This window comes from Limnohabitans sp. B9-3 (assembly GCF_002778325.1).
Taxonomy (GTDB): domain Bacteria; phylum Pseudomonadota; class Gammaproteobacteria; order Burkholderiales; family Burkholderiaceae_C; genus Limnohabitans; species Limnohabitans kasalickyi.
This window is the reverse complement of sequence record NZ_NESI01000006.1, coordinates 151,667-164,664: the sequence shown is the minus strand read 5'-3', so window position 1 is coordinate 164,664 and position 12,998 is coordinate 151,667. Positions and strand designations below refer to the sequence as shown.

At 55.5% G+C, this 12,998-nt stretch carries 9 protein-coding genes; 4 read left to right on the top strand and 5 right to left on the bottom strand.

Annotated elements, in window-relative coordinates; genetic code table 11:
- Positions 1 to 28 precede the first annotated feature (28 nt).
- The 5 genes from B9Z42_RS10965 to B9Z42_RS10945 all read right to left on the bottom strand — a co-directional run bounded on the left by B9Z42_RS10965 (position 29) and on the right by B9Z42_RS10945 (position 8,205).
- The gene (locus tag B9Z42_RS10965) at positions 29 to 400 is read right to left on the bottom strand and encodes a hypothetical protein (RefSeq protein ID WP_143474079.1); all 372 of its coding nucleotides are present in this window, start codon (positions 398 to 400) and stop codon (positions 29 to 31) included.
- Between the two features lie 123 nt (positions 401 to 523).
- A complete protein-coding gene (locus B9Z42_RS10960) occupies positions 524 to 937 on the bottom strand; it encodes a low affinity iron permease family protein (RefSeq protein ID WP_100133430.1) in 414 nt (137 codons plus the stop codon).
- Positions 937 to 1,686 carry a hypothetical protein gene (locus B9Z42_RS10955; RefSeq protein ID WP_100133429.1) on the bottom strand — a complete coding sequence of 250 codons (750 nt, stop codon included), beginning with the start codon at positions 1,684 to 1,686 and terminating at the stop codon, positions 937 to 939. Before B9Z42_RS10955 ends, B9Z42_RS10960 begins: the two co-directional genes overlap by 1 nt.
- A 29-nt stretch (positions 1,687 to 1,715) precedes the next feature.
- A complete protein-coding gene (locus B9Z42_RS10950) occupies positions 1,716 to 6,533 on the bottom strand; it encodes an MBG domain-containing protein (protein ID WP_100133427.1) in 4,818 nt (1,605 codons plus the stop codon).
- Positions 6,534 to 6,558: 25 nt separating this feature from the next.
- Entirely contained in the window at positions 6,559 to 8,205 is a 1,647-nt protein-coding gene (locus B9Z42_RS10945) for a ShlB/FhaC/HecB family hemolysin secretion/activation protein (RefSeq protein ID WP_233203612.1), read from the bottom strand.
- Positions 8,206 to 8,426: 221 nt separating this feature from the next.
- Here B9Z42_RS10945 and B9Z42_RS10940 point away from each other — a divergent pair, with 221 nt between their 5' ends.
- The 4 genes from B9Z42_RS10940 (at position 8,427) to oiaK (ending at position 12,986) form a co-directional block, all read left to right on the top strand.
- Entirely contained in the window at positions 8,427 to 9,257 is an 831-nt protein-coding gene (locus tag B9Z42_RS10940) for a phosphogluconate dehydrogenase C-terminal domain-containing protein (protein WP_100133426.1), read from the top strand.
- Between the two features lie 47 nt (positions 9,258 to 9,304).
- The gene (locus tag B9Z42_RS10935; RefSeq protein WP_199172040.1) at positions 9,305 to 10,285 is read left to right on the top strand and encodes a TRAP transporter substrate-binding protein; all 981 of its coding nucleotides are present in this window, start codon (positions 9,305 to 9,307) and stop codon (positions 10,283 to 10,285) included.
- A gap of 68 nt (positions 10,286 to 10,353) precedes the next feature.
- Positions 10,354 to 11,595 carry a ribulose-bisphosphate carboxylase large subunit family protein gene (locus tag B9Z42_RS10930; protein WP_100133425.1) on the top strand — a complete coding sequence of 414 codons (1,242 nt, stop codon included), beginning with the start codon at positions 10,354 to 10,356 and terminating at the stop codon, positions 11,593 to 11,595.
- Positions 11,596 to 11,606: 11 nt separating this feature from the next.
- Complete coding sequence (gene oiaK / locus B9Z42_RS10925) at positions 11,607 to 12,986, top strand: 3-oxo-isoapionate kinase OiaK (protein ID WP_100133507.1); 1,380 nt, start codon at positions 11,607 to 11,609, stop codon at positions 12,984 to 12,986.
- The last annotated feature ends 12 nt before the right edge of the window (positions 12,987 to 12,998 follow it).

The following is a 12,998-nucleotide window of genomic DNA, read 5'->3' as shown; positions in this document are numbered from 1 at the left end:
TAAAACTTTGAGGCGCTCTTTGGTGGGCTTATTTTTTCTCGTCTGACTTGAGCTTTTCCTTGTCCTTCACGAGGCGTGCTTTGTCTTGTTTCTTTTGGGCTGAACCGTTCTTGTCATTGGCAATCACTGACTTTTCACTCTTGATGTTTTGCTTGTCGTCATCGACCTTCATGCCATCTTTGGATTCACCTGACATGCGGCCTGATGATTTGTCGAGTTTGCGGGTTTTTTCATCCTGCTTCAGCTTCTCTTGATCTGCTTTGAGTGATGTGCGATCAGATTGCAATTGCTTTTCGTCTTTGAGTTCTTGTGCGCTCGGCAGTGCCGATGCCACGCCTGTCAGAAGAACGAGTGATAAGGCCAAAATTTTGGCTGCATTGCGTTGAATTAATTCGGTCATAGCTGGGGCTTTCAAAAAATAGGGGTTCATTAAACTCAGCAAATCTGCTGAGGTATTCAGTCTCCCGTGTTGATGCCCGCTTGTCTGTGTGCTGTCGTACCCAAACTGAAAATGGCCAAATGTTTATTTGGTTTCAGGTGTGCCGGTGTCTGTCAAACCTTCACTCAGCTGCACACGTGCGGCTTTGCCAAGTGCTAAATACTTCTCTTTGAATACTTGCAAGTTTTCTTGCTCCAACTCTTCTAAATCCAGCAAGGCGTTGTGTGCACCTTGGGTGGCACGAATGAGCTCGTCGAGTTTGAGTTGAATGGCTTCGGTGTCCCGGTTCTGCGTGTTTTGAATCAAAAAAACCATCAAAAATGTGATGATCGTGGTGCCCGTGTTGATCACCAATTGCCAGGTGTCGCTGTAGTCAAAGAATGGCCCAGTCAGAAGCCAAACAACGATGATGGCCAGCGCTGTGGCGAACGAATACGGTCGACCACAGATGCGAGCGGTTTGCTTGGCAAAGATGGCGTAACGGTTGATATGTTTCATCACAACACTTTCTTATGGGTGACAACTGCGTCAAGGGGCCGTGTGATCGGTATGCCAAATTCATGATGAAAAGATCGGGTTTCAGGCAGCACGTACACCACGCCTTGTTGGTTCTTGAATGTGGGAAATACGATGTCGCGCCAGAACGCTCGCGGTACATTGATACAGCCATACGAAATGCGGTTGTCCACCTCTGTTGGTGAGGCCAAACGTTCTGGTCGTCTTTCTTTAGGATCAGCGCTTCGCAAAGCGTGCATTGAAATGCTTTGCCCGTAGCTGACCCACAAAATATCTTGGCCTGACAGGTTGCGTGCCAGATTGGCCATGAAACGCCCCGATGGTGTGATGCGCTCTTCAGGGCGAATACGCGACAGCGCCCGTTCTCCGATACCCACCACGCCATCATCCCCTCGCTCTAAGCCTAGAAGAACCGGGGCGTTTCCTAAAAATTGGCCGACGCGGTTGAACACAAAAACACGGGCGTTGATCTTGTCCACCACTGCAAAGGGAAGTCCTTGGTGGTCATTCGATGACAAGATCCAGTCGACCAACCCATGTGCCTCTGCAGACGCGGGCATGGCCTTGAAGTCATTTTGCGAAGGCAACACTTGGTCTTGGTTTTTCTCTTGCAAGGCTTCGGCCTCACCGCCGGTTGGGTGCACGGACCAAGCGATGACGATGCACAGCCACAGCGTGGTGACAGCCCAACCCGCGTTTCTGTGCATCCGTTCATCGGTGTCTGTTTTCATGATCCTGTTTATTTTTAAAATTTGGACGATCAATTACGGTCTTGCTTGGGCGCTAGTACGGGTAGTTTTTGTACAGGCGGTTCGGGCAAGGTCGTCACCAGCGCGGGCGTTGCTTCAGGCAGAGGCAGAGGCATTTCAGCCAAGGGAAACGTGATTGGACCCTGCACGATGGCAGCCAAAGGCCAAACATCTAACAGGACAGGTTTCACTGGTGATCTCGGCATCTTTGGCAGCCCCTGCGCAGCGCTGAACTCAGGCAAGGCTTTGTGTGGCGGCGTATTGTCGGGATCAGGCACGGGATCCACGTCCGGAGGATTGATTGGAACTGGGCCAACTGAGATAGGCGTCACCGTTAAAGCGCCATTCACGTAGCTGATGGTGTAATTGGCTGGCGCAAACGTGCCGCCGGTCGCATTGCTGGGCGTTACGGTGTAAGGGTTGCCAGAAACGTTGGCTGTTGCAACTTGACCTGCACTTGTCTGAGTGACGGTGCCCACGGTTTCACCATTAACGAGTGGCGAGGAAGTGAAGTTAGTCAGAGTTGGAGTTTGTCCATAGACCTTGCTGACGTCTTGGGCCGTAATGGTGAGCGGAGCGGGTGTGACTGTCAAAGCGCCATTGACGTAGTTGATGGTGTAGTTTCCTGGCGCAAATGTTCCACCAGTGGCACTGCTCGGCGTCACGGCATAAGGACCACCAAGGACACCAGCATTGGCGACTTGACCTGCACTTGTCTGAGTGACGGTGCCCACGGTTTCACCATTGGCGAGAGGCGAGGTTGTGAATCCATACAAAGCAGGTGTCTGTCCGTAAACCTTGCTCACATCCTGAGCGGTGATAGTGAGCGGGGCGGGCGTGACAGTCAAAGCGCCATTGGCGTAGCTGATGGTGTAGTTACCTGGCGCAAATGTTCCGCCAGTTGCGTTGCTCGGAGTCACGACATAAGGGTTACCAAGCACGCCAGCATTTGCAACCTGACCTGCACTTGCTTGAGTCACGCTGCCTACGGTCTCACCGTTCACCAAAGCAGAAGTGCTGAAACCTGTCAAATCATGTGTCTGACCATAAACCTTACTCACGTCTTGAGCGGTGATGGTGAGCGGAGCTGGTGTGACGATAAGCGCGCCATCGATATAGCTTATTGTGTAGTTGCTTGGCGCAAATGTTCCGCCAGTTGCGTTGTTTGGAGTCACGACATAAGGACCACCAAGCACACCAGCACTTGCGACTTGACCCGAGCTTGTTTGAGTCACGCTGCCCACGGTTTCACCATTTACGAGTGGCGAGGAAGTGAAGTTAGTCAGAGTTGGAGTTTGTCCATAGACCTTGCTGACGTCTTGGGCCGTAATGGTGAGTGGAGCGGGTGTGACGGTAAGCGCGCCGTTGACGTAGTTGATGGTGTAGTTGCTTGGCGCAAAGGTTCCGCCTGTTGCGTTGCTCGGAGTCACGGCATAAGGACTACCAAGGACACCAGCACTTGCAACCTGACCTGCACTTGTCTGAGGCACCGTGCCTACGGTTTCACCATTGGCGAGTGGCGAGGAGGTGAAGCTTGTCAAAGCTGGTGTCTGCCCGTAAACCTTGCTCACGTCTTGAGCGGTGATGTTTAGTGGAGCAGGTGTGACGGTAAGCGCGCCGTTGACGTAACTGATGGTGTAGTTGCTAGGCGCAAAGGTGCCGCCAGTGGCATTACTCGGCATCACGAGATATGGATTACCAAGGACACCAGCACTTGCGACTTGACCGGAGCTTGTCTGAGTCACGCTGCCTACGGTCTCGCCGTTCACAAGTGGTGAAGTCGTGAAGCCAGTCAAAGCAGGTGTCTGTCCGTAAACCTTGCTCACATCCTGAGCGGTGATGGTGAGCGGGGCTGGCGTGACAGTCAAAGCGCCATCGATATAGCTGATGGTGTAGTTACTAGGTGCAAATGTTCCGCCAGATGCATTACTCGGAGTCACGACATAAGGACCACCAAGCACGCCAGCATTTGCGACTTGACCTGCACTTGTCTGAGGCGCCGTACCTACGGTTTCACCATTGGCGAGTGGCGAAGAGGTAAAGCCCGTCAAAGCTGGTATCTGCCCGTAAACCTTGCTCACATCCTGAGCGGTGATGGTGAGCGGGGCGGGCGTGACGGTAAGCGCGCCGTTGACGTAGTTGATGGTGTAGTTTCCTGGTGCAAATGTTCCACCAGTAGCATTACTCGGAGTCACGACATAAGGACCAGCAAGCACGCCAGCATTTGCAACTTGACCCGAGCTTGTCTGAGCCACGCTGCCTACGGTCTCGCCGTTCACAAGTGGCGAAGTCGTGAACTCCGTCAAAGCATGTGTCTGCCCATAACGCTTGCTCACGTCTTGTGCGGTGATGGTCAAAGGCGCTGGGGTAATTGTTCCTGGCGCCGCGATGGCGCTGATGGCGTAGTTCCCCCCGCTGTTGCCATCTGTGACGGTGTAAGTTCCACCGGGAACCAAGGTGCTGTTGCCCGTGCCTAGGGCGTCTTTGCTGGCATAGGTTTGGGTCAAGTTGCCATTCAATGTGTCGCCAATTTGCAAACCTAAGGCCGTGGCCATGTTGGCAGAACTCGTGGTTCCGTTGTAGGTGCGGCTGTCCGTGGTGGCGTTGACGGTCAGCGGTCTGACCAGCACGACGGCTTTGGCTTGGTAGGTGCCGAATGGCGCAGTCAGGGGCGCATACAAATCGTATGCAGCGTTCGTGAAAACAGTGTCAAAACTGATGGTTTTATTGACGCCAACATGCTTGCTGTCAAAGCTGGCGTTACTGACCGTGCCTAAGGACACTGTCGGCGCCAAGCTTGCTGTATCTAGCTTCAAGCCACTGACCGTTGCGGTGCTCGTTCCGTCATACAGTTTGCTGTCTCCCAATCCAAACACCCAAGCTTTCGCATTCAAGGTGCCGCCTCCCGTCAAATTTGCCGCATACGACAAGATCTGGTTGCTGGTGGTGGCGTAGCTGACCGGGTTGAAGCGAATGTTGAGGACACCTGTGGTCACGGTGATGCAACTCGCGCCGCAACTGACCGTCACTGCGCCTGCCGATGCGCCAGGGCCTGTGCCCTTGTTGTCAGCGCGGAGAACCACGTCGCCTGTGGTGACCGTCGAAGCAGCCGAGAGATTGATGTGTCGCCCCGCAATGGCGCTTAAGGTACCTGTGGTGATGGTTGTTGCGCCATTCACCAGAACATCTTGCGCTGCTTGAAAACTCAAGTTACCCGTGGTCGTGGTGACAGCGGCCCCGACCACCACATCGCGTCCAGCGTTGGCCACCAAGCTGCCATTTGTTCCCGTGATGGCTTGGTTGACTTTCACATCGCGTGCAGCGTTCAAGGTCAATGTGGTCGGTGCCGTCCATGTGACAACGGCGTTGACGTTGATGTCACCCAAGCCGCTGCCACTGGCACCGGTGTTGGTGGTGGTCACGGTGACGTTGGTGCTTGCCAGTGCCGCCACCAGATCGACCACGTTGACATTCGCAGCGCTGGCACCTGAGATGGGTGAATAAACGCCAGCACCGATCGACGTATCTGTCGTCGCAGTTGTGATCGTGACATCCGCGGGGTCAAGCAACCACATGCCCGTGTGTCCGTAGGGCGCCTGCGTATCCACCTTGAGTCCATTCATATCCAGTGCGTGGCCTGAGGTTTCTACCCAACCCCCATTACCACTTTGGGTACCGCCTCGCGCAAAGATATGGCCGTAAGCGTGTGTCTCTTCATTCGCCCACAGGACTACATGTCCTCCTGGGCCTTCTATGTTGGCATCGGCATGAATCGTGGAATCCGCACTCATATAAACGGTAGAAGCGTGAGGAACAGCCGGGTTCTGCCCCTGCGCATCACCGCCCACCAAAACTACACCGCCACCTGAGTCGCCAGAGGCGTTGATCTGCGCATTGAACAGACCCACCTGATGACCCGTGATCACCACACGGCCGCCAGTCAGGTTTGCGCCGCCGCTGACATCTAAAGTGCCACCCACATTCACGATGCCGGTCTCCGTGCTGCCCAGCAGCAGGATGGACCCGTTGTGGTTTTCAAGCGAACGCGCTTGCACCACGCCCGTGGTGTTGACAGCGTTCGCCAGCAAGTTGCCTGCGACTTGCGTGGTCATCAGCACTTGACCACCATCTGCTTGCAACAAGCCTCCGTTTGCCAGAAGCGCTCGTGCAACCCCTTCATCAACGGCGACCGTCAACAACTGGTTACCCAGCACATCCAGGGCAATTGCGTTGCCGGCGGCCATGGCCACCGTGCCCAGCGGTGCGTTCACCACTCCTTGGTTGTTCACGCTGCTACTTAGCAAGGCCACATAGCCACCATCGGCTGCCCTGATGTTTCCTTGGTTGAGCACGGCGCCAGTGCCTGCGCCAGAAAAACGGTAGTGGCCTGACAGGAAATCGGCATTGCTGATGTTCAAGGTGGACGCTACCAAGCCGCCCACATTCACGGAAGCGCCCGATCCAAACAAAATACCGCTGGGGTTGACCAGAAACACTTGACCGTTAGACGTCAGCCGGCCCAGGATCGCCGATGGTTCGCTGCCAGTTACACGGTTCAAAATCACCGAACTACTGTTTGGCTGGATGAACTGCACCGACTCGCCCGCCTTGATGCCAAAGCTTTGCCAGTTGATGGCTGCGCGTGCCGTCGTTTGGGTGATGGTCATTTGAGCGGCAGTGCCGCCCACCGTGGCGCTGCCACCAGTGACTACGCCTCCCGTGGGCTCGGCCTGCGCCAATGCGCTGCACGCAAGCATTACCGCGACGGTTAGTTTTCGGAAGCGAAAGGATGGCATGCTGCCCCAGATCGGTCGGTCATTGCGGTTCATGGTGTGGGTCTTTCATTTGGGCTGGTCAGAAATACGTCACGGCTTGGACCCAAAACCGCCCCGATCTGTCGGGGGCGGACAAGGCCACCCCATCGCCCAACTTGCGCGCATAAAACATGCGAACCGAAAACTCGCTTGAACGTGTCCAATACAAACCAACGCCTGCGCCACTCAGGTGTCGTGTGTTGGTGGCCGAGGTCCAAGGGCTCTGGCTCAGCTTGACGAGGCCTGTGTCAACAAATGCAGCCATATGCACTTGGTCCGTGACTGGAAGAGGCAGTTGTTGTCTCACTTCCAGCGTCAACAGATAGCCCGCATCGGCATAAGCTTCGCCTTCTGGGTAGGCCCGCACGCCGTACATGCCACCCAGCGCCATCTTTTCTGAAACATCCAAATTTTTGGAGGCCACTTGTCCGCTCAGTGAGGCAAACAGGGACATGCGGTTGATCGGGGTGGGTTGCAAGCGCGATAAAGCAAAAGCCAGCTTGTTGTAGGTCCCGTGGCTCAAGGCCGTTTTGGCGTCAACGGCATGTGCGGTGGGTGTTTGTAATTGGAGGTTTCCCAACGACCATGCCAGCGAATAACGGCTCACGCCAGCCGACCTCGATGCGCCTTTGTGGTCGCCGTACAAGGAGGCAGTTGCCACCTGTACCCGTTTGTCGTTCACGGAAGGGATGGCGTCCGCACGGTCTTGAAGCAGCTTGCTGTCCAAGCTCAAGCCCACGTTCACATTGGTGTTGCCGGAGCGAAGCACGGGGTAATTGCCAAACAAGGTGGCAATACGTGCTTGACCATGGGCGTCAAGGGCTTTGAACTCACGACCTAGCGCGTAGGACAAATCGCTGTAGGCCGCGCCGATGCGGCCTCTGCCGATTGGTGTTTGATAGGCCGCACGCACATATTGCAACCCCGCGCCTGAGGTGAAGCCGCGCAGGGTGATGAGGTCGCCTCTGTCTGTGGGGTTGTTCAGATTGAGTGTTGCGCCGATGCGGTTTTCGCCCGTGTAGCGGTTACCCGCGTTGTCCACGTCTAGGCTGCCACTGACGCGCACGCCGGGCTTGACCTCCACGATCAAGTCTGACAACCCCACGGATGCACCGGGCACCAAGGACGAGCGCACCTGCACACCCGGCACGTCGGAGAGCAGCAGCAATCGCTCTTCCAAAGGCGCGCTGGCAATCACATCGCCGTTGTACAAACCGTTCAACACATCGTAGGGCAGTGCAGGGTTAAGCGAGCTGGTGTTGTTCACCTGGACTTGGCCATATTGGCCCTCCAGCACCGTGATGGTCACCAGCCCGTCTTTGATTTCTTGCGCGGGCAAGTAGGCACGAGCCACGATGAAACCGTCGCGTCGGTAGTGCTGGGTGATTTTGTCGGCCATGTCAGCCAAGGCGGCGAAGTTCAACGCGCGACCCGACTCAAAACCAGACGCCTTGACCAGCTCGGACTCGGCGTAAATGCTGGCGCCTGTCACCTGCAAACGCATGGCTACAAACGTGCTTGCTTGCGGATTCGACGCACGTGTGTTGTTCAGGGGCGTTTGAAACAGCAACTCTGGCAAAGCGCTGGTTGGTGCAAACGGTGCAGGCAGTGTCGGTACTGCGGGTATTTGCTGCATCTGACCACCCGCACTTGGCATGGTTTGCGCCATGGCTTCATGTGATAGCAAGAAAACGAGATAAGAAGTCCAAGAAACTTTAATCACATGGGCTTTCGGTATGTAGCTCGCGAACTGCGCGGCAACAAGCACATGGTCTCTTTAACTCTTTCTACCGTCCGTACGCTGAGGCACAGATCCTGAAATTGAACCCATGGGCTAGGTACATGTCCTAGGCCTTCAACTGGTTAACTCGTCATACCATCACGCCACTATATGAGTGGAGACCATGGATGACACAATCAATTGCTTTGTTTGGCGCTGGCGGAAAGATGGGCGCACGCTTGTCGAAGAACTTGGTGGGATCACCTTACCAAGTGCGCCATGTGGAAGTGGGTGAAGTGGGGCGCAAGCGCCTGCAAGACGAGTTGGGCATTGCCTGTTGTTCGGTCGAAGATGCCCTGAAAGATGTGGACGTGGTCATTTTGGCTGTGCCCGATAACTTGATTGGCAAGCTCGCCGCCGAGATCGCTCCCCAGCTCAAAGCCGGCACCATGGTGATGACTTTGGATGCTGCAGCGCCATTTGCTGGCCATTTGCCCAAGCGGCCTGATTTGACGTATTTCGTGGCGCATCCATGCCACCCTAGCATCTTCAGCTCCGAGGTCCACGCGCCGGGAGCGCCAGATTACTTTGGTGGTGTGAGCGCTGCGCAATCCATCGTCAGCGCTTTGATGCAAGGGCCAGACGAAGCTTTTGACTTGGGTGAGGACATTGCCAAAACCATTTACCAACCGATCTTGCGTTCTTACCGTGTGACCGTTGAGCAAATGGCGTTGTTGGAGCCCGGCTTGTCGGAAACCGTGTGCGCCACCTTGCTGGATGTGATGCGCGAGGCGATGGATGAGGTCGTTTCTCGCGGTGTACCTGCCGATGCGGCGCGCGATTTTTTGCTGGGCCACATGACCATTTTGGCAGCTGTGATTTTCAAACAAGTCCCAGGACAGTTTTCTGACGCTTGCAACAAAGCCATCACCTTCGGTAAGCCACGCCTGATGCGCGATGACTGGAAGCAAATTTTTGATCACCAAGAAATTGCCGACAGCATTGAGCGCATTACCTGATTTTTTTGCACCTTTTGCCCTTCTAACGTAGACCCCAAGGAGACTTCATGACATTTCAAAAGACAGTGCGTTTCGCATCCATCGCTGCCGCTTCATTGTTGGCGTTGAGTTCAGTCAGTGCTCAAACCATTTTGAAGATCGGGTACACGCCCGCTGCCACCTCGCATTACGGGGTGGGGTCGACGGTGTTGTGCGATGAAATTGAAAAAGGCACACAAGGCCGTTACAAATGTCAGCAGTTTCCCAGCGGTTCGTTGGGTGGTGAACGTGAAATGATCGAAGCGGTGCAGCTTGGTACGCTCGACATCGTGAACACATCGACCGGACCCGTTGGTAACTTTGTGCCTGAGGTGAAGATCGTCGACATCCCGTTTTTGTTCCGCGACTACGATCATGCGCGCAAGTATTTTGACGGCCCTCCAGGGCAAGAGTTGTTGAGCAAATTTCCAGCCAAAGGCTTGGTGGCCTTGGCTTGGACTGAAAATGGCTTTCGCCACATGACCAACAGCAAACGTTCCATCGTCAAGCCTGAGGATGCGGCTGGTTTGAAGATGCGCACCATGGAAAACAAAGTGCATATGGATGGCTACCGTGCGTTTGGAATTCAACCAACACCTATGGCCTTCCCTGAAGTGTTCGGGGCGTTGCAACAAGGCACGGTCGATGGTCAAGAAAATCCGATTCCTGTCATCTTGGCCTCCAAGTTCTCGCAAGTGCAAAAGCATTTGTCGTTGACGGGTCATGTCTATTCGCCTGCTCTGTATTTGACTTCTCCGCGCTTGATGAACAAGCTCAGCGAGGCCGATAAAAAGGTGTTTTATGAGGCCGCCAAAAAGGCCAACGTCGCGCAACGCCAGAAGGTGAACGAAGACGAGGCCAATGGCATTGCGCAACTTGAGAAAGAGGGCATGACCGTGATCCGCAAGGTTGACGGTGTGGCCTTCCGTGATGCATTGCGCCCGGCTTATGCCAATTATTCGAAAGAGTTTGGCGCTGACAATATTCGCAAAATTCAAGAATACAAGTAAAGCGAAGTCACTCTGAAAGACGACCTTCATTCTTGAGGTCGTCTTTTTTTATGCAAGAAAGTACTGAGATGAGCGAACGAATTTACGCCCGATATTGGTTGGAGACAGGTGATGATCCGATGCGCGCTGCAGAGGTGATCGCGGGCGAGCAGTCGAGTGGCACATTTTTAAAACTCGCGACGGAAACACCGGCTCTGAAAGAGCGCTCTGGCGCACGGGTGGAGTCATTGCAGATCTTAGAAACCGTGGGCGAGCCTAGCTTGCCGGGTGGCATGAAGTCGAACACTTACACACGTTGTTTGCTGGAACTGTCTTGGCCCTTAGAGAACATGGGGCCTTGTTTGCCCACCTTGATGGCCACGGTCGCTGGCAATTTGTTCGAGCTGGCACAAGTATCGGGTTTGCGTTTGTTGGATTTAACCTTGCCGCCCGCGTTTGCCAAAGCCTATCCGGGCCCCGCCTTTGGCATGGCAGGTACACGTCGTTTGAGTGGCGTGGCCAAAGGGCCGTTGATTGGCACCATCATCAAACCCAGCGTGGGTTTGAGTGTTGCTGAAACGGCCCAGCAAGTGCAGCTCTTGGTCGATGGTGGGATTGACTTCATCAAAGACGATGAACTGCAAGCCGATGGCAGTTACTGCCCCTTTGACCAACGCGTAGAAGCCGTGATGCGCGTGGTGAACGACGCCTCGCAAAAGATGGGGCGTCAAGTGATGGTGGCCTTCAACATCACCGGTAACCTTGACCAAATGAAGCGTCGCCACGATTGGGTGCTCAAGCACCAAGGCTCGTGTGTGATGGTGTGCTTGAATTCCGTGGGTCTGACTGGTCTAAGCGCCTTCAGGCAGCACAGCACCTTGCCCATCCATGCGCACCGCGCAGGCTGGGGCTACTTGAGCCGCAGCCCATACGTGGGCTGGGACTTTGCCGCCTGGCAACAAATTTGGCGCTTGGCGGGCGTCGACCATTTGCATGTGAATGGTTTGCGCAACAAATTCAGCGAACCCGATGCGGTAGTCATTGCCTCTGCGCGTTCGGTGATCACACCCCTGTTTGCGGACGCGCCCATGCAAGCCGTGCCCGTGTTCAGCTCGGCCCAAACGGGCCTGCAAGCGCACGACACCTATGCCGCGTTGGGCAATGCCGATTTGATTTGCACGGCGGGTGGCGGTATTTTTGGTCATCCCGATGGCGTGTCTTGTGGTGTCACGGCGCTGCGCCAAGCGTGGGAAGCAGCCGAAGCGGGTGTGGATTTGGTCAGCTATGCCAAAGACCGCCCCGCCTTGCAACGTGCTTTGACTTTTTGGTGATGCCCATGCCCATGTCAAACGCTACCTCGACCGCTTGGCCTGATGGACTTTTGCTCACCTATTACGGTGATGATTTCACGGGCTCCACCGACGTGATGGAAGCCTTCACTGCAGCCGGTGTGCCCACTGTTTTATTTTTGGACGTGCCCCGACTTGAAGATCTAGCGCGCTTTGGGCACATGCGCTGCATAGGCTTGGCCGGTCAATCGCGCGGCAAAAGCCCTGAATGGATGAGGCGTGAACTCCCTGCTGTGTTTCAACGCTTGCGCGACTTGGGTGCACCCGTTTTGCAATACAAGGTGTGCTCCACCTTTGACTCATCGCCGCGCGTGGGATCGATTGGTCAGGCGATTGATTCGGGTGTGAACACGTTTGCATCGACTTGGTCGCCGATGGTGGTCGGGGCGCCGCGGCTCAAGCGCTACCAAGTGTTTGGGCATTTGTTTGCGGCAGCCAATGGTGCTGTGCATCGCATTGATCGTCATCCCACCATGTCACGCCATCCCGTCACCCCCATGCAAGAGGGTGACTTGCGCGTGCATTTGGCGGCGCAAACGCCGCGTCGCATTGAACTGATTGACTTGGCCGAACTCTCCGAGGGCGTAGGTCAAGCACGTTGCACAGCCCTGCAAGGGGACGACGCTCCTGTGGTCATGATTGATGTGGCCGACACGGCCAGTCAAATTGAAGCTGGGCGATTGGTGTGGGAGAACCGGGGTCAAGGCGTGTTCAGTGCTTCCTCATCAGGCTTGCAATATGCACTGGCGGCGTATTGGCGTCAGCAGGGGTTGATTCCCGCGACACCGAGCTTGCCCGTGGCCTTCGAGGTACCTTGCATTGCCGTGGTCAGCGGCAGTTGCTCCCCCATGAGTGCGGCCCAAATTCAGTGGGCGCGGGCCAACGGCTTTGCCACCGAACGTTTAGACATCGCCAAATGTTTGGACCCGCAGCAAGTCGACGCAGAAATTGCACGTTTGGTTGTGGGAGCGTTGGCCGCTATTGCGAAAAATGTTTCGCCCATCATTTTTTCAGCCGAAGGGCCCGATGACCCAGCTGTGTTGAACTTTGAAAGCTCCGCCTCGGTTGCGCAGATGAGTACAAGCGATGCTGCTGCACGTGTCGGCCAAGTGCTGGCCGAAATCATGCGGCAGGTACTCGACGGCTCCACCATTCGCCGCATCGTGGTGGCTGGGGGCGACAGTTCGGGTGCTGTGGGCAGCCACTTGGGCATTCAAGCGTTGACGGTGGAGGCTGGCATGGCCCCGGGCGTGCCTTTGTGTCGCGCTTGGTCAAACGATCCCCTACGCGATGGCTTGGAAGTCGCGTTGAAAGGCGGGCAGTTGGGTTCGGCCAGCTTTTACGGGCAGGTGCGGTCGGGGCAATTCGCATGATGGTAGATTCAT

Bases quoted from the DNA above. Each gene is read 5' to 3' on its own strand.
- B9Z42_RS10965 (WP_143474079.1), bottom strand. From the start codon at position 400: ATGACCGAATTAATTCAACGCAATGCAGCCAAAATTTTGGCCTTATCA.
- B9Z42_RS10960 (WP_100133430.1), bottom strand. From the start codon at position 937: ATGAAACATATCAACCGTTACGCCATCTTTGCCAAGCAAACCGCTCGC.
- B9Z42_RS10955 (WP_100133429.1), bottom strand. From the start codon at position 1,686: ATGAAAACAGACACCGATGAACGGATGCACAGAAACGCGGGTTGGGCT.
- B9Z42_RS10950 (WP_100133427.1), bottom strand. From the start codon at position 6,533: ATGAACCGCAATGACCGACCGATCTGGGGCAGCATGCCATCCTTTCGC.
- B9Z42_RS10940 (WP_100133426.1), top strand. From the start codon at position 8,427: ATGACACAATCAATTGCTTTGTTTGGCGCTGGCGGAAAGATGGGCGCA.
- B9Z42_RS10935 (WP_199172040.1), top strand. From the start codon at position 9,305: ATGACATTTCAAAAGACAGTGCGTTTCGCATCCATCGCTGCCGCTTCA.
- B9Z42_RS10930 (WP_100133425.1), top strand. From the start codon at position 10,354: ATGAGCGAACGAATTTACGCCCGATATTGGTTGGAGACAGGTGATGAT.
- oiaK (WP_100133507.1), top strand. From the start codon at position 11,607: ATGTCAAACGCTACCTCGACCGCTTGGCCTGATGGACTTTTGCTCACC.